Origin of the sequence: Paenibacillus sp. JJ-223 (assembly GCF_927798175.1) — a bacterium.
In the GTDB taxonomy this organism is placed as follows: Bacteria; Bacillota; Bacilli; order Paenibacillales; family Paenibacillaceae; genus Paenibacillus; species Paenibacillus hubeiensis.
In genome coordinates, this window is sequence record NZ_CAKMMP010000003.1 from 130,481 (window position 1) to 155,534 (window position 25,054).

The window sequence follows — 25,054 nt, forward strand, 5'->3', positions numbered from 1 at the left end:
TCAGCATGCTTGCTTTGGGACTAATGAGCATGTTGTCTTTTTACGGCATTGCCTTTGCTGAAAATAGCAGCGGCCCGATCCCCTTGCAGCCACGGATCGACCGCGCTGTTAATGGCGAAGTCATTACATTGGCACCAGGTACATATTCGGGACCGATCGTCATCGACAAAAGCGTTACGATTCAGGGCGATGATTCCGTCGTGCTGATCAATCCAAAGGCAGCTCCCGCCATTTCGGTTCAATCCGACGAGGTGAGATTAACAGGGTTTCGCGTGCGGCAAGAACATCTCGGCGAGCATGCAGCAATTCACGTGACGGCAAATCAGGTCGTTCTGTCCGATCTTGATATAGAGAGCCAAGGTTACGGCATCATTCTTAGAAAAGCCAGCCAAGGAACCCTGCAGCATAATCTCATTCGTTGGACGGGGCCGTCGAGCACGAAGAATGCGCTGAAGGGAAATGGGATCGACCTGTATGCATCGCAGGAAATCCGGATCACGGATAACGAAATTCACGATGTGCGCGATGGCATTTACATGGAAAACAGCCGCAGCATCGAGGTCGCCAATAATAGGTTATTCGGCAACAGATATGCCATTCACTTAATGTATGTCCACCTTTCGAGCATTACGGGAAATCTGGGCGAGGGAAATGTAACCGGAGCCATGGTCATGGGTGCCAATAAAGCTGTAGTTACGGGAAATACGTTCCGCAAACAAAGCGAAAATGTTCATTCCCAAGGCATTCTGCTCTATGACGTGCAGCGTTCGATCGTCGCGGATAATGTACTTGAGGGAAACCGTGTCGGATTGTATATCCAGGAGTCTTCCGAAAACGAGATCAGCCGAAACGATCTTTTGCGAAATTTCGTTGGCGTGCAATTCAACCATGCGGAGGGAAACGAGCTTCACTCCAACCGATTCGTATCGAACGTGATCGAAGCGCAAGCGGTGGATAGCCGAAACAACGTCATCCGCCACAACTACTGGGATTCGTTTCAGGGCCTTGACCTCAACGGGGACGGGGTAAGTGAGGCGGCTTATGCCATCAACCCGTTTTATCAGCGTTTGATACAACGCAACTCGGCCTTTCAATTGTTTTTTCAATCCCCGGGCATGACGTTTCTGAGCGACCTGCATACGGAAGGCAGAAGCGAATGGCTCACCGATCTTTCGCCGCGAATGAAACTGGATGCTGCTTCCCGGGCTTACGCAGGAGATAACGAGAACAATCGGTTCGTGCCATGGCTTGGGGGACTGTTATTACTTGCTGCAGGATATATGTTCTATTTGGGAGGAAGACGAAAATGAAAATGAAATGCTGGACATTCACTTTAATCATGTTGTGGTCCATCTTTCTGTTATCGGGCTGCGGCGCGAAATATGCGGCTGTGCCGATCAATGAGGACGTCGATGTATGCGTGATTTGCAATATGCAGGTTAAAGACGATGCTTTTGCCACTCAACTGACGACAAAGGATGGCCAAACGTACAAATTCGACGACATCGGCTGCATGAATGAATGGAAACAACAGAACGGGACGGACCAAATCGGCATGGATTATGTCCGTGATTATAATGACAAAGAATGGATCGAATACGGCAAAGCGACTTATGTCTACGATGCTTCCCTAAGAACGCCAATGGCTTACGGCATCGTTAGCTTCAAGGACAAGCCGTCCGCCGAAGCCTTCGTTCAGGAACAGGGCGTCGGCCGAATCATGACTGCCGAAGAACTCGCATCCCACGACTGGAAGCAAAATACGGAGGGCATGGACATGCATGGGGAAGGTCAGGGACATACCCACAGTCATGAACAGGAAGCAGGGAGTGAGGAAACGAATCATGCTAACGAAAAAGCAGGAGATGCCGGTCATCATTAATCCGAAAGTCGGTGGAATGCCATGATCTCGAACCTGATTTACGTCGCCAACCGGGAAATCAAACTGGGTTTCCGCAACCCTTGGGCTTATTCGTTCCTGATATTGTTCTGCATGTTCGGTTTGAGCCTGCTGGTGCTGAATGCTCAAAATGTCGTTGAAGGTTTTTCGGGTACGACGGGTTCCTTGCTAAATTTAATTCTCTATCTGCTGCCGTTGATGGCCCTCTTCATCGGATCGTTTTCGTTGACGTCGGAGAGGGAAGACGGCGCTTGGCAATTGTTGTCCACCTATCCTTTGCGTACGTCTTCCTTCGTGATCGGGAAATACCTGGGTTTGTGCTGCGTGCTGATTACGATTGTCTTCTTTGGTTACGGACTGATGGGGGTCGTCAGCGGATTCATGGGCAACGCATTGGACCTGTTGACGTATGGGCTGTTTACGATGTTTTCAGCAGGGTTGGTATGTATGTTCGTAGGAGTGGCTTTATTGATTGGTTCGATCTGCAGCAATCGGTGGCAAGCACTCACCATTTCGGTTTCCGTCTGGTTCTTCCTGGTCATTGCCTGGCCAGCCCTGCTTATTGCGATCCTGGGTTTCGTTCCTTACGCATGGGTGCAGCCGCTTTTGTCTGTTTTGACGTTGCTGAACCCGGCAGAGCTCGTCCGATTGTTCGTTGTCATTAAGCTTGGCGGCGGTTCGATTCTCGGGCCCGAATATTATCGGTGGGTTTTCTGGATACAAAAACCCGGCGGAACAGCAATGTTCATGATTGCCTTATGCATTTGGATTGCCTTGTCCATGCTGATCGTTCATCGGATATGGGAAAGGAGGCGATACCTTGGCTGACCACGTTATGCCCTATGTAGTGCACGTCAACAAGTTATGCAAAGTAATGAAAGGAAAGGCACTTGTGCAGAACGTTTCATTCACCATCCATGCCGGACAGATTCTGGCGTTATGCGGCGGAAACGGGGCAGGCAAAAGCACCGTGCTGCGCATGATAGCAGGCATTATGCTCCCCACTTCGGGAGAAGTGAACGTTAACGGCCAAAGCCCAAAGTCGAAACGAACACGCTTCGCCGAGCAAATCGGATACATGCCCGACGATTTTCGCTTCAGCCACAGCCTTTCCGCCGAGGAGACGCTTCAGTTCTGGGCAGACTTGAAAAATGTCGGTACGGACAGAGTGACCGACGTTTTAGAAATGGTTGGGCTCGGGAATCACAAAAAGCAACGCGTCACGACGTTCTCCAAAGGGATGCGGCAAAGATTGCTTTTCGCCCAAGCCGTTCTGTCCAAACCGCCGCTGCTCATTATGGATGAGCCGACGAACGGACTAGACCCGTACTGGATGCAAGAATTCGCTCAGTTGATGAAAGGCATCCGGGCCGAGGGGCAGATGGTCGTTTTCTCGACGCACCAATTGGAGATTGCGGAGGACGTTGCCGATGAGGTGGTGTTTCTGAACCAAGGCCAGCAGGCGGACTTCGGCCCGACGTCCCGGTTCCGGGAACGATTCGGCACGCTGCATGCTGCGTTTCGCCACAGTTTGGGATTAAAGTGAGGTTAGCGTATTGCGATTTCTATCCATAATCATGCGGCGCGCACTGGCTTGGACGATCATCACTGCAGCAGTTGTATGCGCGGTTGCGGTTGTATTGCAACCATTTGCAGATTCACGACAGAAGGCCGAAAAGGGGATTATTGCCGTGGGAGAGACGGCTCCCGATTTTGCAGCTGTCGATTTGTCAGGGGAACAAGTACAACTTTCGCAGTATCGCGGGCAGGTCGTGCTCCTTCACTTTTGGGCCTCCTGGTGTGCTCCCTGTGTCAGGGAAATGCCATTATTGAACCGTTTATCCCAATCCCATAATAAAAATGTAAAGACGATTTTCGTCAATGTGGGGGAGTCCAAAGCAACCGTCCGCGAATATCTCGCCGAGAACGGCTTTGAACTTGACGTCGTGATTGATGCGACCGGCAAAATCGCAGGATCCTACCGTGTGCCGGGATTGCCTGCAACGATGATCGTCGATCGGAACGGAACGTTCGATCATATCCTTCTTGGCGAACTGCATGAGGACATGCCGATCGACCGATGGCTGGCTGAGCTTTGATCTTGAGCAGGGCACGGGCTCTTTTGGAAACCGGAGAATGAGAGCCGGAATCATCAAGTTGTAAAGGAGGGCTGCGCCCGAAGCGTTGGGATTTGCTTCGAGCGCAGCTGTTTTGGTCATATTGACACAGGGATCGGAAGATGGTTCAGACCGCGAGGCGATCCCGTGCATTCAACTTAGATTTTGGATGGCCAGTTGCCGTACCAGGCGTAGCCGGCCCGTCTCTCTTGGTCGATTTCGCTGAGATTGTATCTGACAATCCCGTCGCGGCCGACAAAGATCGGCTTGTCCGTGCCGATTTCATAGAAACGTGCCCACAGCGGCGTTGTGATGCTGGAGTCTTTAATGACTTTGCCGTCCCCGTTTTCTCTCACGAATTTGATGCCCGTCATCTTGACCTTGTCAAACCAAGCCTGGGCACCGTTAATGGACGCGGTAATTTTGGCATTGGCCGGGCGTGTTTTCAGGAATTTTACGATAGTGCTGCTCTCTGCGGCGGAGAGGGAGGGAACTTCGTATATCCGTGCTCCCGCTGGTTTCAACGTGCTGGAATCATGCTGCTGTCCCCAAGCCGTCAGCTTCCCGCCAACGACGACCTGTGTATTCAGAATGGCATCTACGCCTTTGTTAACAGCATTGCGGCTGCGATCGGCCAGGGAACTGTCAATAAAGGAGAAATCTCCCTTGCGGTTAGCGACTTCATCCAGCAGGTACATGACATTGATCATCGCGTCGTCATTATACGTGATGTGTTTGTGGTAACCCGAGCTTTGGTAAATTTGAGGCCATCCGCCGTTGGCATACTGCATGTTCAGCAAAAAGTTGATGCCTTTGATCGCTGCAGCGGAATATTGGGGATTGTTGGTCTTTTTAAATTCGCTGGCAAGTCTTCGGATTTCAGAATATGTAGCTTTGTTATCGATCGTGGATTTTGCCCATTCTCCGCTCGTTTCTTTGTAATCTTTTCTCCATCCTCCGTCAGGACGCTGGTTTTTCAAAATATCGGAAATGCTCGCCGTCGTTCCGGATGCATCCGCCGCATAGACTTGCCCCGCAGGTAGAATTGCCGTTCCGACAACAGGAAGTGCCAGGGCACAGGCCATCATCAAAGAAGTCACCGTTTTTTTCGCGTTCAACATAGTTCACCCTCCTAAGTTTTGGAATGAGAACGGTTCCAAAATATCGATTACCGCTGCTACAGCCTCCTTTTTTTGATTCTGGAAAACCATTTTCATCATGTCCATTCCAATTTGTGGATATGGACAAGCTCATTTTATGCAAAACTTTAAAAAATATCAATCTTTGCACATACCATATGGGTGTATATTTTGAATATATTGTTCATCAGAGATAATCTTTAATTAAATTGAATCATATAGACGTATAGGGATAATATACAAATTTTATATGAATATAGTTTCACAATAAAATGGAAGTACACATTTATTTTCAAAAAATGCATTGTGAATGAGCAAAGTTTGTGCTACGATCTTAATCGTTATTATTACGATTAATTTTCAGGAGGAAAACATGAAGTCTACATTTTTGATGGGAATGGTGCTTTTGCTGGTGGTGTTAACCGGTTGTGGACAGCAGGCTAGCCAGGATGACGAAGCTGGAGCCGCCAAGGACGAATTGGTTTTTGCCAGCACCAAAGATATTCGCGACATTAATCCGCATCTGACGGGCGGAGAATTGGCGGCGCAAAATATGGTTTTTGAATCACTCGTCGTGAATACTGCGGACGGCGTGCAGCCTAAATTGGCCGAAAGCTGGGAAATCTCCCCGGATGGTTTGACATATACCTTTCATTTGCGCAAAAACGTTGTATTTAGCGATGGCGAAGCCTTCAATGCCGAGGCCGTAAAGAAAAATATCGATGCTGTCGTGTCCAATTACGATAAGAACGCCTGGCTCAATCTGGTGCAGGAAATCGACAACACGAAAGTGGTGGACGAGCACACATTGGAATTGACGTTAAAGCACCCTTATTATCCGACTTTGGAAGAGCTGGGGCTGACAAGACCGTTCCGCATGATCTCCCCCAAAAGCTTCATCGACGGCACGACCGCGAACGGGGTAAACGGTTATGCCGGGACCGGACCATACATACTGACGGAGCACAAAGACAATCAATATGCCTTGTTTGCTTCCAATGAACGCTACTGGGGAGAGCAGCCCAAAATCAAACAAGTGCGTTGGAAGGTCATGCCGGATCATCAGACGATCCTGCTGGGATTGCAAAAAGGCGAAGTGGACCTGATCTTCGGAGCCGACGGCGACATGCTGGACGCCAATGCGTTCAGCGCACTGCAAGAGGGTGGAAAATACGCGACGAAAATCAGTCATCCGTCCGGATCGCGCTCGATCCTGCTGAACAGCAATCGCGCGTTCACGAAGGACAAGCTCGTACGCGAAGCACTGCAATATGCCATCAACAAACGGACGATCGCTACAGGCATTTTGAACGATACGGAACAGATCGCGGATACGTTAATGTCCAAGGCCACGCCGTATGCGAACATCGATTTGAGCATCCGTTCTTACGACGCCAACCAGGCCGAGCAATTGCTCGATCAAGCAGGATGGGTAAAATCGGATGACGGTTACCGCTACAAAAACGGGCAGAAGCTTCATCTGCTGCTCTCGTATAACTCGGACAATGCGCAAGAAAAAACGATCGGCGAATCCATGCAAAGCGATCTGAAAGCGATCGGGGTGGAACTCGAAATTTTGGGTGAAGAAAAGCAAGCTTACTTTGACCGCCAAAAATCCGGCGATTTTGATTTGCAATATTCCCTGTCTTGGGGACTGCCGTATGACCCGCAAACGTACGTCTCCACATGGCGCGTACCTTCCCACGGCGATTACCAAGCCCAAGCGGGATTGGAAAAGAAAGCTTGGTTGGATCAAACCATTAGCGAAGTTTTGCTTGAACAGGACGAGGCCGCGCGAGCGGAAAAATACAAAGAAATCTTTACTTACGTGCATGACGAAGCCGTGTATTTGCCTTTGACGTATTCGGTCGTGAAAGCCATTCACTCGGATCGTTTGCAGGGCGTGGATTTCAATGTGTCGCAATACGAAATTCCGTTTGAAAAGATGTATTTTCAATAACAGAGAGCGAGTCGAACGATGAAAGCATACCTGAGCAAACGAATCATCGGCGCCATCCCGCTGCTTGTGCTGGTTACCTTCCTGGCATTCATCCTGATCAACTTAAGGACAAGCGATCCGGCGGAAATTGCCTTGCGCGTCAACCAGATTACGCCGACGGACGAGATGGTGCAGAGCATGCGCGAGGAGCTGGGCCTGAATCAGCCGTTCCTCGTGCGGTACAAGAACTGGATCGTTGACAGTTTTAACGGGGAGTTCGGCACGAGTTATGTCAACAACAAACCCGTATTGGAGGAATTGCGGCAGGCGATTCCGCCAACCTTGCAGCTGGCAGCAGCAACGCTGGCGATCATCGTCATCTTCAGCATGTCGATCGGCATATTGTGCAGCGTGTTCGAGAACCGGTGGCAGGATCGTTTCCTGAGGGGCATCGTATTCGTGCTTGCCGCCATGCCGAGTTTCTGGATCGGTTTGCTGCTGATGTGGTATTTCTCGGTGCATCTGGGACTCCTGCCGACCAGCGGTATGGAGGGACCGACATCGATCATTCTTCCTGCGGTCACGCTGTCGCTTACGTTTCTGTCGACGTATGTGCGCTTGATACGCAATAACATGGTTCAGAACAAACATGAAAATTTCGTCCTTTACGCCAAGGTGCGCGGTTTGAAGCAAAGCACGATCACATGGAAAATCTTCACGAATTCGATCCAGTCCTCCTTGACGGCATTCGGCATGTCCGTTCCACGGTTAATCGCGGGTACGGTCGTCGTCGAAAACATATTCGCCTGGCCGGGAATCGGCAGATTGTGCGTCAAAGCGATATTCAATTCCGATGTTCCCGTGATCCAGGCGTACATCTTCATGATGGCTGTGCTGTTCATCGTGTGCAACCTGATTGTGGACATCCTGATCGTGCTGATCGACCCGAGATTACGGAGGGAAGCAAAATGAGTTTTTTCAAACGTTTGCGCGGTGATCGACTGGGCATGGTGTGCCTTGCATTTCTGTCCATGGTTACGCTGGCCGGCCTGTGTGCCCCTCTCCTTGCACCCTATGATCCAACCTTGGTCAATGTCGCCGTGAAGCTCTCCCCGCCAAGCGCGGATTATTGGCTCGGCACCGATCATTTGGGTCGGGATTTGCTGTCGCGTTTGTTGTTCGGCATTCGTACAACCTTTTTCTACGCATTCCTGGCCATGATCGTGACCATTGTGTCGGGATTGATCTTTGGCTTGATGGCCGGGTATTCCAACGGAAAAGTGCGCGAGGTCATTCTGCGGTTCTGCGACGTGATGTTATCCTTTCCGTCCGAGGTTATGATCTTGTCCATTGTCGGCATATTGGGGCCGGGGATCGTCAATATCGTCATCGCCAACATCTTGTCCAAATGGGCCTGGTACACGCGGATGATCTACAGCAGCGTGCAGCAGTATCGTGCCAAAAATTACGTGAAGTTTGCCCAAGTTCACCAAGGCTCTTCTTTATATATCATGAGAAAACACATTCTCCCGGGCATCTCCGGCGAACTCACCACGCATTCGACGCTGGAAATGGGCTGGGTCATCCTGAGCATTTCCTCATTGTCCTTCCTTGGATTGGGCGTACAGGCACCCGTGCCGGAATGGGGCATGATGCTGAATGAAGCGAAAAACGTTTTGTTCACGAATCCATGGCAAATGATACCTGCGGGCGTTACGATCCTGCTTGTCGTTGCCGCGCTGAATTTCCTGGGGGACAGCATGCAGCATGCGCTGAACGCCCAATCTTACGTCACTGGCCGCCAACGACAACGAAAGCTGTTCCGATTCGGCAGAGAGAGGAAGATCAATGATGTCCATCTTGACCGTAAACCATCTTAACATCATAGATACCAAAACCAACAAGGTCATCGTCAAGGATGCTTCTTTTACGGTGGAACAGCAAACATGCCTGGGGATCGTGGGGGAGAGCGGCAGCGGGAAATCCATGACGGTTCGGGAAATCATGGGCGTGAATCCGCGCTGGATCCGTTCGGAAGGTGAAGTTCTTTTCGAGAATCGCAACCTCCTGGAGGATAACGACAAGCGCAGAAGATCGATTCGCGGCAAAAAAATCAGCATGATTTTGCAGGACGCCATGACGGCCTTCAATCCGATTGAAAAAATCGGAGCCCAGATGAACCAAACATTCGTACAATTGCTCAAGGTTCCAAAGAGAAAAGCGGAGCGGCTGAGTCTGGAAAGCCTTGAAATGATGAATTTCCAGGAACCGCGTACCGTTTATGGCAGCTATCCCCATGAGCTTTCGGGAGGCATGCTTCAGCGATGCATGATCGCCATTGCCCTTGTCATGAAACCCGACGTGATCATCGCGGATGAACCGACGACCGCACTGGATTCCATCAATCAGCTGGAGGTCGTCAAGCAATTCCGTTCCTTGAAGGAGCTGACGGGCACAACGATGATCCTGATCTCGCATGATTTGGGCGTCGTACAGCGATTGGCGGACAACGTGATCGTCATGAAGGATGGGGAGATCGTCGAACAAGGCGTAACATCAACCGTTTTCAATGATCCGAAACATGCGTACACGCAGTATTTGGTGAATACCCGCCTGCAGCTGACGAACAGCTTTAACGATTCTTTGCTGAGTGGAGTGAAAGCTAAACCATGATATCCGTAAAGCACGTCAAGAAAAGGTATAAAATGCCCGGAAAATTCCTTCGTCCCGTCCAAAAAAATGTGCTGACAGATGTCAGTTTTCATCTGAACGAGGGCGACTGCCTCGGAATCATCGGAGAAAGCGGCAGCGGCAAAAGCACGTTATCCCGCATGCTGCTTGGTTTGGAACAGCATGATGGAGGCGAAATCCAAATCGACGGTGTGCCGCACAAGAAATGGATCAGACAGAATAAAGGCAAGATTAGCGTGGTGTTCCAGGACTACCGCACATCGGTCAATCCGAACTGGACGATCGGACAGATCATAGAGGAACCGCTGAACATGTTGGGCGACATGAAAACAAACCAGGTTGAACGAACGCAGTGGATTGCATCGCTGGTTGGAAAAGTACAGCTTCCTGCCGACGTCTTAAGCAGGCATCCGCATGAATTGAGCGGAGGACAGCTGCAGCGGGTTTGCATTGCCCGTGCATTGACGACCCGCCCGAAATACGTCGTTCTGGATGAAGCGATCAGCTCCCTGGATGTGTCGGTACAAGCTCAGATTCTAACGTTGCTGAAGGACCTGCAGTCCGAATTTCGATTAAGTTATTTGTTTATCGCCCATGACCTTCAAGCCGTAGCCTATCTCTGCAACCGTTTGGCTTTTTTGCGGGATGGACGCATCATCGAAGAATTGGACTGCAATCATTTTACGTGCGCGGAGAGCGATTACGTCAATCATTTGCTGGAATCGATCATTCCTTTTAAATCCGATTATAACGGGGAGAAGAGCTTGTGATCCGGTTTGATCATCTTCGAAATGTAGAGAATGGACCTGTTTAAGACGCTGATTAGCGTCTTTTTTGGTTTTCAGTTTATCAGGAACAAAAGTATGCTAGTCGTAAGAACAGCGGCGGTTTACCATTAGTTTACGTTTCGTTCCCGGATGGTTTACCATTTTACATTATAATGGTTCTAACTACCTTGAGAGGAAGACGTATAACCATGAGCGTAAAACGCCGACTCTACATCTCCAACTTCCTGATGCTGGTCATGCCGGTTTTGCTTTTGATCTTGACGAGTATTTGCCTGATGTTAATCTACACAGGGATCACGGGAATTCGCGAGAAACCTCCTTTGAATTATGGAGAACTGTTTTCGAAACGCATGGAAAAGGTCGAAGAGCTGGCCGCAAAGCAAAAATCCGTCACCAGCAAGGAACCCATTCAGTCCGATATAGACGAATTCAACCGTCAGAACGAGGGAACGGGGATGAACTTGTCACTGTATCAGGGGCAACATCGGATTTATCCGGTTTCATCGACTAACGTTGAAATGCCTGACATGAATCATTCCCAATCCAACGTGATTATCGTGACCGACCAGCTCGCTGTTTACCGGGCCGAAGCGGGGGATTATGCGCTTGTACTGAGTGATTCTAATTTTACGGTCAATAACCATGACACATTCGAGAAACGGATATATGGCGGAGCTTTGATGCTGACAATCCTCATAGTCGTGGCCATCGTGACGAACAGGGCATTGACGAAGTTTGTTTTCCGCAGCATCATGGATCCGATTCAGATCATCGTGGACGGCGTGCATCAGCTTCGGGACGGGAATTTGAAGTATCGGATTCATTACGATAAACAGGATGAGTTTGCTTCCGTGTGTGTGGAATTCAATGACATGGCAGAACAGTTATCCAACATGGTCGAAGAGCGAAAAAAGAACGAAATTAATCGCCGGGAGCTGATCGCGGGGATTTCCCATGACTTGCGCACACCGTTAACTTCCATCAAAGCGTACTTGGAAGGGTTGGAGAAAGGTGTGGCGACCACGCCACAGATGCGAATGAAATATTTTGATACGATTAAAGCCAAAACGGCAAGCCTGGAACACATCATTAATCAGCTTTTCTTGTTCTCCAAACTGGATATCGGCGATTTCCCGCTGTACATGGAGCTTGTAGACATCGGTGCTGAAATGAAGAGAACCATGGCTGCTTTCGAAGCAGAGTACAGCCCCAAAGGGCTGAATCTTCACTATGAACAGCAATTTCCGCAAGCCGAGACGCTGATCGATGTGGTGCAATTCCGCAATGTGATTCAAAATGTTCTGGAAAATAGTCTAAAGTATAAAGACAAAGAGCGCGTCGACGTAACCATCACATGGATGGAAAATGAACAATGGGTAGAAATGCGTTTAACGGACAATGGTCCAGGGGTATCTCCTGAAGAATTGGGCAAGTTATTTGACGTGTTCTACCGCAGTGATGCATCACGGAAGAGGCCTGATCTGGGCAGCGGTCTGGGATTGGCCATTTCCAGCAAAGTGATTGAACGGCTGGGCGGACGCATTCATGCGGAACTGGAGCCAAGGGGTGGACTTTCGATTATTATAACGATTCCCAAATACAAGGGCGTAAAAGGAGAAGACGATGAAGAGAATCTTAATCATTGAAGACGATATGGCCATCGCCGAAATCGAACGGGACTTTTTGGAGATCGAAGGTTTCGAAACGAGCATTGCGACGGACGGACATGAGGGCTTGCTTTTGGCTTCCGGAGAGTATGACCTGATTCTTCTTGATCTCATGCTGCCCGGTATGTCTGGATATGACCTGTGCAGAGCTATCCGCGAGAAGACGAACATTCCCATTATTATGGTTACGGCCAAAAATGAAGTGTCGGACAAGGTTCGCGGGCTCGGTCTGGGTGCGGACGATTACATCGCCAAGCCGTTTTCACCAACGGAATTGATTGCCCGCGTGAAGGCCAACTTGTCGCAATACGACCGCTTAACCAATGGTGGAACCAAGCACTCTCGCGAAGTCGAAGCCGGTCCCATTCGCATCAACAGGTTAACCCATCGGGTTTTCGTCTATCAGCAGGAGGTTGAGTTCAAAAATAAAGAATTTGAATTGTTATTGTTCCTGGTCTCGAATCCGGACATCGTGTTTAGCAAAGAGCAGTTGTACGAACGGATATGGGGGATGGACGCGATCGGTGATCTCAAGACGGTTGCCGTACACATTAATCGGTTGCGCGAGAAGATCGAACAGGACCCTCAGAATCCGACTTACATTCAGACCATTTGGGGTGCAGGTTATCGATTCAGGTTATAAGAGATTTGAACATTGGTTTACCTTTTATTAAACTCTTTCCCCCTGTCAGTTTAAATTCTGCTGTTATGATGAGCTCAGACATCAAATGAAGGGGGAAGTCATATTGAGCAAGTTAAGGCTGACAGACATCAAGAAATCATACCATAGCGGTGAAACCGTGCAGGCGTTAAAGGGGATATCCCTGGAATTCAGGGAAAGCGAATTCGTTTCGATCCTGGGACCTTCAGGTTGCGGCAAAACAACGCTGCTTAACATCGTGGGCGGACTGGACCGTTATGATGAGGGAGACCTTTCGCTTGGCGGGCGATCGACCAAACATTTCAAGGATCGGGATTGGGATGCTTACCGCAATCATTCCATCGGATTTGTATTTCAAAATTATAATCTGATCGCTCATCAAACGATTCTACAAAACGTGGAAATTGCCATGACATTGTCGGGAGTACCTGTTTCGGAACGGAAACAAAAAGCCAAAGCGGCTTTGGAATCCGTGGGCCTCGGCAGCAAGCTGGATAAAAGACCGAATCAATTGTCGGGCGGACAGATGCAGCGGGTTGCCATTGCCAGGGCGCTGGTCAACGATCCGGACATCATTTTGGCTGACGAACCGACGGGAGCACTCGATAGTCAAACCAGCGTTCAAGTCATGGAGATCCTCAAAGACATCTCCAAAACGAAATTGGTTATTATGGTTACCCACAACGCCGACTTGGCTGAGGAATACAGCAGCAGAATCATTCATTTGCGGGATGGAGAAGTGCAGTCGGACAGCAATCCGATGTTGAACGACAAAACAGGATATGAGCAGCAGAGCTCGTCCGGAGCTGAGAAACTTAGCTTGGGTAAAACCTCAATGTCCCTGGTGACAGCTGCCTCGTTGTCTTTCAAAAACTTGCTGACGAAAAAAGGGCGGACGCTCATCACCTCGTTTGCAGGCAGCATCGGCATTATCGGCGTTGCCCTTGTATTAGCCCTATCCACCGGTTTATCCAATTACATATCCAAAATGCAGTCCGAAACGCTGGCGGGATTCCCGCTGACCATATCCGAGAATGTGCAGCAAATCGAAGGACCGCCGGATTCCGCAGCAGGCATACTTACAGGAAATAGCGGTGGGAAAGACGATGAATTTCCAAACGGGGATGTTCTTTATTCGCACGACAGCGCGGCCAACACGCAACAGCATACCAACGTATTGACTGCGAGTTATTTCGATTATGTCTCCAAAATAGGACAAGAGCTGCCGGGCGCTGTAAATGCGGTAACCTACGGCCGTGACGTTGACATGAACATACTCGCTAAAGGCGACAAGGATGTCGTGAGATTTGAGACTACGGTGAACGCTTCGCCTGACATGTCCCCGGGATTCGGGTCCGCCCCGACCTATTGGCAGGAGCTTCCGGACAATGAAGAATTCATTACTTCCCTCTATGATTTCATTGGAGAGGGCAGCCGTTATCCGACGGCTGAAAATGAAGTGGCCCTCGTCGTTGATTCTTACAACCGATTGGATCAAGCGTTTTTTGAGAAATTGGGTATCTTCACAGAGAATGAAGAGTATAAACTTAGCGACTTTATCGGCAAAAAAATATTGAAGATCGTTCCGAACGATCAATTTTATACAGAAAAGGAGAACGGCATTTTTGCTCCGGCAACAGCTGAGTCGTATCCCGAATTGTATGAGGATGCAGATGGGATGGAGTTGACGATCACTGGCATTTTGAGATTGAAAGACGGAAATGCATCATCCAGCGGATACTTGTCCGAAGGAATCGTATACACGCCGAAGCTGACGGACTATATTGTGAACGATTCCGCAAAATCAGCGATTGCCCTGGCGCAGCAGGCTTCCGATCGGGATGTCGTTTTGAATACGCCTTTTGCCAATGAACAGGCCAAAGATGCTCGCTTGAGAGCGCTGGGTGCGGTCACGACACCTTCAAGCATTAACATTTATCCAAAAGACTTTGGTGGCAAGGATGAAATCAAACAGTATCTGGATGCGTATAATGAAGGCAAATCGGAAGAGGACCGGATCGTATACACGGACATGTCCGAGATGATCGGATCGGCTATTCAGACCGTGCTGGATACGGTATCCTACGTATTGATCGGTTTTGCCGCAATTTCTCTCGTCGTCTCGACCATCATGATCGGAATCATCACGTATGTCTCCGTATTGGAGCGCACCAAGGAAATCGGTATATTGCGCAGCATCGGAGCAAGAAAAAAAGACATTTCCCGCTTGTTTAACGCGGAGACGTTAATCGTTGGTCTCGTGGCCGGAACACTGGGCATTGTCATTTCTTATCTGTTGACTTTGGTCATCAACAGCGTGATCGCTAATCTGCTGAGCATTGAGGGGATTGCCCAATTGACGGTAACCCATTCCGCCATACTAATCATTGGCAGCATGCTTTTGACCCTGATCGCGGGGATGATTCCGGCTAGAGCGGCAACCAAAAAAGACCCGGTCATTGCTTTAAGAACGGAGTAACGCGCTTGACCGATGTTGACTGAACATTGCATGTAACATTTGAACGTTTAACCAAAAGCAGCCATCCAAAGATTAATGTCCTTAAGATAAGTTCTAAACTTAATGACATTGATCCAAGGAAGGCTGCTTTTTTTGGTTAATCGGATGCATGATCGCCAAACATGTCCTTTTGATTCTGTTTGCGGAAACTGCGCGGGGATTCGCCGACCGTTTTCGTGAATAGAATTGTGAAGTAATTCGGGTTGTCGTAGCCGACCAATTTGGCGATTTCCCATATCTTTTTATTGGTTGATACGAGAAGGCGGGTCGCCTCTCCCATCCGCCGCTGGATCAAATAATGGTAGGGGGACGTGCCGAAACGGTTTTTGTACATATGGATCAAATAATAGAAGTCGATATGGAACTGTTCTGCCAGCTCCTTGAGCTTGATGTTTTGCCGATAGTTTGTGTCCAGATAATCTTTGATGCTTTCGGCAAGCGTGTTGCCGCGAACAATTTCTCCGGTGGCGAGCTGATGGCGTGACATGCGTTCAATGATCATTAACAGTGCTTTGAGTACATGTTGAGAGACTACCTCGTAACCGTCTTCACGAATCGAAAATTCATTAAACAAGGTTTGCATCAAGGAGCGGATTTCTTCCGAATAACGGTTCGCGCGAAGGATGGGTTCACTGCCGGGAGGAACAACCCAATCATGATTTACGCGGGTACCTTCCTTGAAACGGAAGCCGCAATACAGCGTCGATAACGGGAAATCCGGGTTCGACTTTTCTTCGTGCAACGTCCCTCTGTTGTAAATGAGCAGATCTCCCTTTTGGGCCAAGTGATTGATTCCATTGATGGTAAATGAACCTTTGCCGTCATTGACGTAGATGATCTCGTGCAAATCGTCATGCTTATGGGTCGGAAAACTCCAATGAGGATGGTCGGCCAGCTTGCCTACATAAATAATGATGCAATCCTGATCTTCATGCCGTTGGTCGGATTCATGGCGTGTATTCATTAATGATTAATGTCTTCCCTTCAAAAATCTGAATTGAAATGACAACATATATAATGTTTTGAAACAACATCACAACAACCTTGATTGTCGCTTTTCATGTCTGACAGTACAATTTCACTATCCAATATGTAATATATATTGAAACTGAAGGGAAGGGAAAGCAAAATTATTATAAAAAGAAGTCTGTTCAAGGAAATAAAGCGCTTGCAACATTAGAAAGGAATAGTGAGGGTTTATAAATGACCAGAAAAAGTGAAAATTTACTTATTTTAATACTCACGCTCGTCAGCTTTGTATTGGGGACGACCGAATATGTGATCGTTGGCGTGCTGAAGGAAATAGAAAGTTACATGCAAGTGTCGCTGGCAGCCGCAGGAACGCTGGTGTCCGGTTTTGCCATCGCCTATGCGATCGGAACGCCGTTTGCGGTTGCGTTTCTGGCCAAAATATCGAGAAGAAGCTCCATATTGATTGGCTTTGCGATTGTGCTTGTCTTGAATTTGCTGACCGTGTTTTCGACGTCATTTGCTTCCTTGATGGCGATTCGCATCGTTTCGGCCATCGCTTGCGGGCTTACGATATCGCTTTCGATCTCGATTGCCAACGATGCGGTCAGCCGGGAACGCAGAGGGGAAGCCATCGCGTGGATCTTGGGCGGCTTTTCCATCGCCAACGTGCTTGGCGTTCCGCTGGGTACCTTTATCGGCCAGCATTTGAATTGGTCCATGACCTTCGTGGTTACGGCATGTATCGGTGCTCTGCCGTTTGCGTTGATGTTTCGCGTGCTTCCGCGCCAAACGACGACGATCGTCGGTTCGTTCAGCGATCAGATGACGCTCTTTATGAAACCGCGCATTTTGTTGGCCTGCTTGATTCCGGTGCTTGGAAACAGCTGTATTTTCGTGACATTTACGTATATCACGCCGCTGCTGGGACAGTCCATGGGCGTGCCTGAACGCTGGATCAGCGCCGTGCTTCTCATCTATGGAGCCTGCAGCATTTTGAGTAACTGGATCGGCGCAAAAATCGCCAAGGGCGATTTTATGACCAAGCTCAAGTGGCTGTTTGTCATCCAGGCTGCCATCTTTCTTGGGCTCAGCTTCGCCGTGTCCCAACTTTGGCTCGGCTTGGCGTGTTTGTTCCTGATTGGCTGCTTATCCTCCTCCATGAGCGCGGCATCCCAGCTGTACCTGTTCGAGGTAACCGGAGCGATTGCTCCAAACTCCAAGCCGTTTGCTTCGACGCTGCTGCCTGTTGCTGCTAACGTGGGCATCGCGCTCGGCTCCGGTGTCGGCGGACTTGCCGTTAATCTGGGCGGCGTCAACTGGGTGCCTCCGGTTGCCGTGATCCTGGCTTTGCTGGCATTTGTCATTACGAGAGTATGTCAAAGCTCGATTCAATTGAAACCTGAAGACGACAAAAGTACACCAAAGGTGTTACCTCAATCCCAGTACCAATGAGTAGAACAACAGATGTCATTCCAGGAAAAGTCGCGATGATGGCGACTTTTTTCGTTTTCAAGAATTGGGGCTTGGGAAACGAGCTTTGCCTCAGCGAACAAAAAATAGACATGAAGTGGTAACATTCTGCTTCCGCCACTCGTTTATTGGTTGAGGTGATTCACATAAAAACGATGAAATATGGTCGATTGCTAATGACGGTCTTTTTAGTTCTGATGTTTCTCGTGGGTTGCAATACTGTGAAAAAAGGGCAGGAGACGTCGAAGTCAGCATGCAAGGAAGTGGTTGACTGGGTTGATTTTATGATCATCAACCAGATTACCTATGTCCGAAACAGCGATGAAACGATGGTCATCAAGCCGGAACAAATCGGGGATAAGGTAGGGGAGGTCAATTACACGTTGAGCGGTCATGCTTGCTCAGACCATGTGTCCCAAAACGGGGATGCTGCATTTCTGCCCATCGGAACGGAAGTGCGTGAATTAAAAGGGTATCAATCGCAATTCCGCGTTGTCGCAGAAGGTAATATTTACCAGGCCGACGACAACCCTAATGCCAGCACGCTGGGTGACCTTTTGGATATTGAAGGCAAAGTGCAGAAAGTTAGCCTCGAAAGCGGCATTGACGGCAGTAGGATCGGCGACTTCTCTAAAGATGCGGCAGCGGACTTCATTAGCGAACTGATTCCCTTGAAATATGTCGGGTTCGATGAGGTTTATAAAAAAGCAAAACATGAGTCCGGCGTTTTTTTGCGCGTGCACCTGCAGGACGGTACGTCATTCAGGATGGTGTTTTATCCAAAAGCAAATGCCTTTACGGACGGAGCGTTTGGGACGGAAAAATTAAAGAGGTTGATCATGTCACAAAGACAACAAATTAAAGCAGCTGCAGGAATGTAACAAACATTCCGCAGCTGTTTTTTTATTTTAAAAGAATAATAATATTTTGTTAAACAACAATAATTTATTGTAAAACGATAAATTTCATGATACATTCATTTCACGAAAACAAGCGAGGTGTTTAAAAGTGAAACGAGGTTCAACCATTTTTCTGAAGGCAGCCGTCCTGTTGATTGGGATTCCGGTTCTGGTTTTGGGCGTTTTTGGACTGTATTGGTTCATGAATCATCCGGCAAATCCTGAATATGCTCACATGCTGTATCCCGCGTTGTTGATTGCCTATGTCTCGATAATCCCTTTCTTCATGGCGCTGGTACAGGCGTTCCGGCTTCTGGGTTACATTGATGCGAACCAAGCGTTCTCCGAGGTTTCGGTGAGGGCCTTGAAGAAAATCAAACAGTGCGCCGTTGCGATCAGCATCCTGTATGTCCTCATGATGCCCTTTGTGTATCTCGTTGCTGAGAAAGACGATGCGCCAGGCCTCATTTTGATCGGAATGATCCCGATCTTTGCTTCACTGGTCATAGCAGTCTTTGCGGCCGTTCTTCAGCGACTCTTGCAGGAAGCTGCAGACATCAAATCAGAGAATGACTTCGTTATTTGAGGTGAAAGCATATGGCCATTATAATCAATATTGACGTCATGCTGGCGAAGCGAAAAATGAGTGTCACGGAGCTGTCCGAAAAGGTGGATATCACGTTAGCCAACATGTCCATTCTGAAGAACGGCAAGGCGAAAGCCATACGTCTATCAACGTTGGATGCGATATGCAAGGCGCTCCAGTGCCAGCCCGGAGATATTCTGGAATACGTGGATGAAGAAGAAAGCGATAATTGACGATGGTAGTACAGAATGTCTTACGCCAGGCCAAGAAGTCCCCAGCATCGGGGATTTTTTCTGTCCCAAGAATTCATATTCCTTAAAAAGAAGGCTGTATTAGACATACTTGTTGATTTGCATTACAAAAGTTAACCGCCCACTGAATGGCGGTTAACTTAAACCAATGACTATTCATCTATAAGTGCTTTTCATAAAATACCATCGTCATTTTGTCGTTAATTACTTTTGTTGAACCCGTTTTTTTATAGCCTATCTTTTCATACAAATAACAGTTTCCTTTCTCTTGTAAGATGGTACCCAATTTCCATGACTTTGCATCATCATAGATCTGCTCAACTATTGTAAAGACTTTTTGAGCAATTCCTTTTCCTTGATGCTCTGGCAGTATAAAAATTGGGCTAACACTATAGATTTGATTTTCTTTTTTCACAACTCTAATTCCACCAACAGCAACCTCAAGATGATGAATGATGAAATAATCTGTAAAAGATTGATTGATTTGAGTAATCATTCTTTCTACGGTTTCATTGGCGGGGCTTGTTTCAAAATCCTGATATTTTTTCAACAAGGGCATAAATGCTTTGACTTTCATTTCATGAATGGTCACTGCATCTTTTACATCTGCTTTGCATAATGAAACCTCCATTAAATATATACCTCCTTTTGAGATGCTTGCTAAAAATACAATTTATAGTACATGCTCTGTGAACTTAGTACAAGAAAGATGTCCGTCTAAATATCAATATTAAGGATTAACATAGTCATTAAAAACAAAAAAAGCAACCTGCAAACGGCTGCTTTGGTTCGTCACTTCAGATCCTGCAAAAGATTTTTCATTTTCTTGTAATGTCCGCTGACGCGATCGATCATGTAGTTATACAATAGCTGGTTCTCGGTGAGATCTGCCATTTCGATATCGATATCGACGTTGTTGCGATTGTTGTTCATCGTTGTATCGCTATGTTCAATGATCCGGTAAGGGACTACCGACGGATTGGCATTCTTGGCGGACAGATGTTTCGGATGTGTCTGTTTCAAATCCAGCTCGGTAGTGTTGCCGTTTTCGATCATCCGGCGAAGCTCATCCTCGAACGCAACCGATTTCCTTTTGTAGTTGGGCGTGTCCGCATTGGCAATGTTATTGGTAATTACACCGTGTTTCGTATTCAGTATTTGTAAAAGCGATTCATTACGTCTTGAAGTGTTGGTTTCTATCACGTCTTAGCCTCCTTCACGGCGAATGCTTTCCATCCTCTCCATGATAGAAAGCAGCATGCAGACTGTCAACATAGCAGTTGTTACATATAGTTACATGTACATATCATTTATAACACTGATTTTTTACAAAATGGACATCCATTCTTTATTGGGCAATGAATGTTGAAAGTTCTTGAAATCTCCGCGGTTATACACGAGAATTACATTAAGTTCATGACGAGACGAGGCTGCAATGAGGCCATCGATGAAAGGGAGTGCAAATGTGGGAAATGCTTTGACGGTCAATCAGTTTTATTTGGGAGCTTGTTATTATCCCGAACATTGGGATGAATCGCTATGGGCGGATGATCTGCGAAGAATGAAGGAACTGGGATTCAATATCATCCGAATCGGAGAGTTTGCCTGGAGCATTTTTGAGCCGGAAGAAGGAAAATTCGAATTCGGGCTGTTTGATCGCTTTTTGGAGCAAGCGTTTACATTCGGGATCAGCGTGATCATGGGTACGCCTACGGCTGCGCCGCCGGCCTGGCTTACGCATAAATATCCGGAAGTACTGAACGTATCTATGGAAGGGGTTACATATCATCATGGGCAGCGGAGGCACTACAATTACAGCAGTCCCGTGTATTTAGAGCTCTGCGCCCGTATTACGAGGGAAATGGCGCAACATTACAAAGATCACCCTGCCATTATAGGTTGGCAGATTGATAACGAGTTGAACTGCGAAATGAACGTGTTCTATGCCGAAGCGGATCATGTGCAATTCCGTCGTTGGCTGCAAACGAAGTACGGCACGCTGGAACGGCTTAATCAAGCATGGGGCACCGTTTTCTGGAATCAAACCTATGATCACTGGGAGCAGGTTCATCTGCCCCGTCCAACCGTCTCTGGATCACCGAATCCACATCAGGCGCTGGACGAGAAACGTTTTATTTCGGATAACGCCATTTCGTTTGCCAAAGCGCAAGCCGACATCCTCAGAGCTGAAGCGCCAAACCAGTGGATCACGACCAACGGTCTGTTCGGGCACCTGGACAGCCACCGGTTGTCGGATGAAAACCTGGATTTCATGTCCTATGATTCCTATCCGCAGTTCAGCAGCATCTATCCTGACACCGGCGAACAGCCGCTCCTTGATCGAAAATGGAGTCTTTCCCTGAGCAATGTAAGGGACATATCCCGGAATTTCGCGATCATGGAACAACAAGCCGGTCCGGGCGGATGGGTAAACCGGATGGAGATGCCGGCGCCGCAACCGGGACAAATGCGTTTGTGGACATACCAGAGCATCGCTCACGGAGCGGACATGGTTCTGTATTTCCGCTGGCGAACAGCCATCTTTGGCACGGAAATTTACTGGCATGGCATCAATGACTACCACAACCAGCCCAATCGTCGCGTAGCCGAAGCAGGCCGCGTAGGTCAGGAGCTGCAAAAGGCAGGAGAACGCATTATCGGCAAACGTTACTTGGCCCAAGCTGCCATACTTCGCGATTACGATAACGAGTGGGATGGGGAATTGGACCAATGGCACGGTTCTTTGGCCAGACCTAGCGAGCTTGGCTGGTTTAAGGCGTTACAGTACGGGCACATTCCTGTTGACGTGGTCACCATCCGACCGGGAGCCGAAGAAGAGCAGGGAAGGGAGCTCGGGAAATACGATGTATTGATTTATCCTCATGGAGCCATTTTGCGGGAAAGCACGGCTGCGATGCTGCAGCAATATGCGGAACATGGCGGGACCGTGGTCTTTGGATGTCGCACAGGTTACAAAGACGAAGCAGGCCACTGCCGGATGCAGCCATTGCCGGGACCGGCTGCGGCGCTCAGCGGCATTGTCGTCGAAGACTTTACGATGGTGAATGGCACTGCGGCCCCCGTAGCGGTGAGATTCACAGATGAGGGGACAGAGATCGATGCGCCTCGTTTTAACGATATTCTAAGCGTGCAGGCTGACACGGTTGAAGTTCTCGCCACATATGAGTCAAGTTATTACAAAGGAAAACCAGCATTGACGGTGAATCGGATTGGCAAAGGGAGCGTTTATTATTGGGGAGCGTCCTTTGATCTTCCTGTGGCGAAGGAACTTCTGAAACGTTTGCCGTTAACTTCTCCGCTGCATGATTGGTGTGAGGTGCCTGAAACGGTGGAGGTTGCCGTTCGAGCCGATGCCGCGGAAGAGCTCGTATTTTTGTTGAACTACAGCAGCGAACAGGCGACGGTCTATTTTCATGAGCAGGCTGAGGAATTGCTGACAGGTCAAACGCTTGAGGGAAACACCACATTGGAGCCTTTTGGGGTATGGGTTTTAATAAAAAGATAAAAAACAACAATGGCGCTGACAGTGATTGTCGGCGCCATTTTCAGTTGATAAATGCAGCAATGACAAGTACATAAAATCCAAATCGGGCGGTACTTGTTTGAATGTTTGAATTTACAAAAGGATTAAAAGAAGTATACCTGCAACAAAGCAGTAATACGAGAAGTAGATCAGGTTGCCCTTGGCCATAATGCCCATGAACCACCGCATGGCGAAATAAGTCGCAACAAGCGTGGTAATGAAAGCAATCAGATACGGAAAGGCCAGCTGGGAACGATTCGGATCGTGGGCAATATCGGATGCACCCAAAATTAAGCCGCCGATGCTGATTGGGATGTAAAGCATAAATGAAAATTTCAGTGCCGTTTCCTGCTTCATTCCGACCGCGATGGAAGCGATCACCGTCGACCCCGAGCGGCTGATGCCCGGAATCAGCGCGACGGCCTGTGCCAAACCTACCAATATCGCGTCGCGAATCGAGAGATTGCCGTCTCTCTTTTGCCCGCGCAAATTGCGAATCAGCCAAAGAGCAACGCCTGTAAGCAATAAACTAATGGCAACGGTATGTACGGAGGTGAAGATTCGTTCAATGGTGTCTTTGAAAAATACCGCAGCAACGGCCGCGGGTATGGTGCCGACGATGATGTAGACGCAAAACATGAAGTCGGTCCGATACTCGGTTTTGCGCGTCTGCAAATAACGTACTGCACCGACGATTAAGTCCTTGATGTCTTTGCGGAAAATGAAAATGATTGCGATCAATGACGCTGTGTTTGTCAAAATTTCAAAGGATAATCCGTTCTGTTCCATGCCGAGCAGTCGCTGCACAATGATCAGGTGTCCGCTTGAGGAGACTGGTATGGGCTCCGTCACCCCTTGCACGATACCCAGCAGCAAATATTTCAGCCAAGTTACCAGGTCTGCCATGATTCCCTCCCAATGGTGTATTCAATTTATGAATCTATCGATGCCACTCCAGAAAATGGAAGCTGACGACAAGACTCACAATACATAATGATACAATAGCAGACGCATGTTCTACAAATTCCTTTTCATAGATAGAGTAAGCGTGGGTGCAATATAATTCTTTGCCATTTGATATAATGGTTGCAAAGTAGAGACGAGGAGGGGGATCGGATTGTCTGGCGTTATTTCAAAAGCAGTGCAAATATTGGATCTGCTGCTGCCCCAGGGCACGGAAAAGGACATGAGCGTTACGGAAATCAGCAAGGCGCTGAACATGCCGGTGCAGAGCGTGCATCGTTTGCTTTCCTCGCTTGCGGAGCATGGTTTTGTCACGCAAAACACAAAGACCAAACGGTACAAGCTCGGCCTGTCCCTGATGAAATACGGTTTCCTGATGTGGGATAGCCTGATGCTGCGTACGGTCGCAAGGCCGGTTATGGAGGAATTGTCGAAACGAACGAAAGAGACTGTATATTTGTCCGTTCGCGAAAATGCAGAAGGGATCTACATCGATTCGGTGGATTCGCCGCAAGTATTGAAAATTTCCGAGCCGATTGGCCTGCGCCTGCCTTTGTTCATCGGAGCCTCCAATCGGGTGATTCTTGCTTTCCTGAATTCGGGGTTGCAAAAAACATTGTTAGACTCGTTCGAGTGGAATGACATTCCTTCGCTTAAGCCGCTTTCCCGCGAATATATCGAGCAGGAACTTGCGATGATCAAACAGAACGGTTACGCCATCACGTCCAGCGAGGCAACGGAAGGCACCACCGGCATCGGTGCGCCGATCTTCTCTTACGAGAATACGGTCATCGGTTCGTTGAACGTAGCAGGTCCTTCCATTCGGTTTGATGAAGAAAACGTTGAAAAATACGCCAATTTGGCCATTAAATATGCCAATCTCATATCCAATGAACTGGGATATCGCGGCAAAAGCCGACATGGATGAGGTTCTTCGCAAAGGTTCGAC

General features: G+C 48.4%; 24 protein-coding genes. 19 read left to right on the top strand and 5 right to left on the bottom strand.

The window, feature by feature from the left end; all coding sequences use genetic code 11:
• The first annotated feature begins 29 nt into the window (after nt 1–29).
• Genes L6H98_RS06970 through L6H98_RS06990 form a run of 5 tightly spaced genes read left to right on the top strand, consistent with a single transcriptional unit; the run spans nt 30 to nt 3,999 of the window.
• The gene (locus L6H98_RS06970; RefSeq protein WP_236413897.1) at nt 30–1,310 is read left to right on the top strand and encodes a NosD domain-containing protein; all 1,281 of its coding nucleotides are present in this window, start codon (nt 30–32) and stop codon (nt 1,308–1,310) included.
• Complete coding sequence (locus tag L6H98_RS06975) at nt 1,307–1,882, top strand: nitrous oxide reductase accessory protein NosL (RefSeq protein ID WP_236413899.1); 576 nt, start codon at nt 1,307–1,309, stop codon at nt 1,880–1,882. Before L6H98_RS06970 ends, L6H98_RS06975 begins: the two co-directional genes overlap by 4 nt.
• 24 nt (nt 1,883–1,906) lie before the next feature.
• Nucleotides 1,907–2,728 (top strand): ABC transporter permease, encoded by an 822-nt coding sequence (locus L6H98_RS06980; RefSeq protein ID WP_236414348.1) that lies wholly within the window; start codon nt 1,907–1,909, stop codon nt 2,726–2,728.
• Entirely contained in the window at nt 2,721–3,446 is a 726-nt protein-coding gene (gene ccmA / locus L6H98_RS06985; RefSeq protein ID WP_236413900.1) for a heme ABC exporter ATP-binding protein CcmA, read from the top strand. Before L6H98_RS06980 ends, ccmA begins: the two co-directional genes overlap by 8 nt.
• A gap of 10 nt (nt 3,447–3,456) precedes the next feature.
• On the top strand, nt 3,457–3,999 hold the full coding sequence (locus L6H98_RS06990) for a TlpA disulfide reductase family protein (protein ID WP_236413902.1): 543 nt from the start codon (nt 3,457–3,459) through the stop codon (nt 3,997–3,999).
• 176 nt (nt 4,000–4,175) lie between these two features.
• On the opposite strand, the gene pelA is transcribed toward L6H98_RS06990, so the two are convergent.
• Nucleotides 4,176–5,138, bottom strand: coding sequence for a pectate lyase (gene pelA / locus L6H98_RS06995; protein ID WP_236413903.1), 963 nt, complete (start codon nt 5,136–5,138; stop codon nt 4,176–4,178).
• Between the two features lie 391 nt (nt 5,139–5,529).
• Between pelA and nikA the strand changes: the two genes are divergently transcribed.
• The 8 genes from nikA (at nt 5,530) to L6H98_RS07035 (ending at nt 15,381) form a co-directional block, all read left to right on the top strand.
• Nucleotides 5,530–7,116 carry a nickel ABC transporter substrate-binding protein gene (gene nikA / locus L6H98_RS07000; protein ID WP_236413904.1) on the top strand — a complete coding sequence of 529 codons (1,587 nt, stop codon included), beginning with the start codon at nt 5,530–5,532 and terminating at the stop codon, nt 7,114–7,116.
• Between the two features lie 18 nt (nt 7,117–7,134).
• Nucleotides 7,135–8,067, top strand: coding sequence for a nickel/cobalt ABC transporter permease (opp1B, locus tag L6H98_RS07005; RefSeq protein ID WP_236413905.1), 933 nt, complete (start codon nt 7,135–7,137; stop codon nt 8,065–8,067).
• Nucleotides 8,064–8,975, top strand: a complete 912-nt coding sequence (gene opp1C, locus L6H98_RS07010) for a nickel/cobalt ABC transporter permease (protein WP_236413906.1) — start codon at nt 8,064–8,066, stop codon at nt 8,973–8,975. Before opp1B ends, opp1C begins: the two co-directional genes overlap by 4 nt.
• A complete protein-coding gene (locus tag L6H98_RS07015) occupies nt 8,944–9,768 on the top strand; it encodes an ABC transporter ATP-binding protein (RefSeq protein WP_236413907.1) in 825 nt (274 codons plus the stop codon). The genes opp1C and L6H98_RS07015 overlap by 32 nt, the downstream gene beginning before the upstream one ends.
• Nucleotides 9,765–10,556, top strand: a complete 792-nt coding sequence (locus L6H98_RS07020) for a dipeptide/oligopeptide/nickel ABC transporter ATP-binding protein (RefSeq protein ID WP_236413908.1) — start codon at nt 9,765–9,767, stop codon at nt 10,554–10,556. Before L6H98_RS07015 ends, L6H98_RS07020 begins: the two co-directional genes overlap by 4 nt.
• Nucleotides 10,557–10,762: 206 nt before the next feature.
• A complete protein-coding gene (locus L6H98_RS07025; RefSeq protein ID WP_236413910.1) occupies nt 10,763–12,220 on the top strand; it encodes an ATP-binding protein in 1,458 nt (485 codons plus the stop codon).
• Nucleotides 12,198–12,884 carry a response regulator transcription factor gene (locus L6H98_RS07030; RefSeq protein ID WP_236413911.1) on the top strand — a complete coding sequence of 229 codons (687 nt, stop codon included), beginning with the start codon at nt 12,198–12,200 and terminating at the stop codon, nt 12,882–12,884. The genes L6H98_RS07025 and L6H98_RS07030 overlap by 23 nt, the downstream gene beginning before the upstream one ends.
• Nucleotides 12,885–12,987: 103 nt before the next feature.
• Nucleotides 12,988–15,381 carry an ABC transporter ATP-binding protein/permease gene (locus L6H98_RS07035; protein WP_236413912.1) on the top strand — a complete coding sequence of 798 codons (2,394 nt, stop codon included), beginning with the start codon at nt 12,988–12,990 and terminating at the stop codon, nt 15,379–15,381.
• A 136-nt stretch (nt 15,382–15,517) separates the two neighbouring features.
• Here the strand turns inward: L6H98_RS07035 and L6H98_RS07040 are convergent, their stop codons facing one another.
• Nucleotides 15,518–16,384, bottom strand: coding sequence for an AraC family transcriptional regulator (locus L6H98_RS07040; RefSeq protein WP_236413913.1), 867 nt, complete (start codon nt 16,382–16,384; stop codon nt 15,518–15,520).
• A 239-nt stretch (nt 16,385–16,623) separates the two neighbouring features.
• Here L6H98_RS07040 and L6H98_RS07045 point away from each other — a divergent pair, with 239 nt between their 5' ends.
• From L6H98_RS07045 to L6H98_RS07060, 4 genes are all read left to right on the top strand, one after another.
• Nucleotides 16,624–17,844, top strand: a complete 1,221-nt coding sequence (locus tag L6H98_RS07045) for an MFS transporter (protein WP_236413914.1) — start codon at nt 16,624–16,626, stop codon at nt 17,842–17,844.
• Nucleotides 17,845–18,017: 173 nt separating this feature from the next.
• Nucleotides 18,018–18,743: a hypothetical protein gene (locus L6H98_RS07050; protein ID WP_236413915.1), complete on the top strand. Its 726-nt coding sequence runs from the start codon at nt 18,018–18,020 to the stop codon at nt 18,741–18,743.
• A gap of 127 nt (nt 18,744–18,870) precedes the next feature.
• Nucleotides 18,871–19,347 carry a DUF2975 domain-containing protein gene (locus L6H98_RS07055; RefSeq protein WP_236413916.1) on the top strand — a complete coding sequence of 159 codons (477 nt, stop codon included), beginning with the start codon at nt 18,871–18,873 and terminating at the stop codon, nt 19,345–19,347.
• An 11-nt stretch (nt 19,348–19,358) separates the two neighbouring features.
• A complete protein-coding gene (locus L6H98_RS07060; protein ID WP_236413918.1) occupies nt 19,359–19,580 on the top strand; it encodes a helix-turn-helix transcriptional regulator in 222 nt (73 codons plus the stop codon).
• Between the two features lie 178 nt (nt 19,581–19,758).
• Here the strand turns inward: L6H98_RS07060 and L6H98_RS07065 are convergent, their stop codons facing one another.
• Both L6H98_RS07065 and flgB read right to left on the bottom strand, forming a co-directional pair.
• Nucleotides 19,759–20,229: a GNAT family N-acetyltransferase gene (locus L6H98_RS07065; RefSeq protein ID WP_236413920.1), complete on the bottom strand. Its 471-nt coding sequence runs from the start codon at nt 20,227–20,229 to the stop codon at nt 19,759–19,761.
• 161 nt (nt 20,230–20,390) lie between these two features.
• A complete protein-coding gene (flgB, locus tag L6H98_RS07070; protein WP_236413922.1) occupies nt 20,391–20,801 on the bottom strand; it encodes a flagellar basal body rod protein FlgB in 411 nt (136 codons plus the stop codon).
• A gap of 262 nt (nt 20,802–21,063) precedes the next feature.
• On the opposite strand from flgB, the gene L6H98_RS07075 reads away from it, so the two are divergent.
• Entirely contained in the window at nt 21,064–23,124 is a 2,061-nt protein-coding gene (locus L6H98_RS07075) for a beta-galactosidase (protein WP_236413923.1), read from the top strand.
• Between the two features lie 111 nt (nt 23,125–23,235).
• On the opposite strand, the gene L6H98_RS07080 is transcribed toward L6H98_RS07075, so the two are convergent.
• A complete protein-coding gene (locus L6H98_RS07080; protein ID WP_236413924.1) occupies nt 23,236–24,048 on the bottom strand; it encodes an undecaprenyl-diphosphate phosphatase in 813 nt (270 codons plus the stop codon).
• A 211-nt stretch (nt 24,049–24,259) separates the two neighbouring features.
• On the opposite strand from L6H98_RS07080, the gene L6H98_RS07085 reads away from it, so the two are divergent.
• The gene (locus L6H98_RS07085) at nt 24,260–25,033 is read left to right on the top strand and encodes an IclR family transcriptional regulator (protein WP_236413925.1); all 774 of its coding nucleotides are present in this window, start codon (nt 24,260–24,262) and stop codon (nt 25,031–25,033) included.
• Nucleotides 25,034–25,054 lie beyond the last annotated feature (21 nt).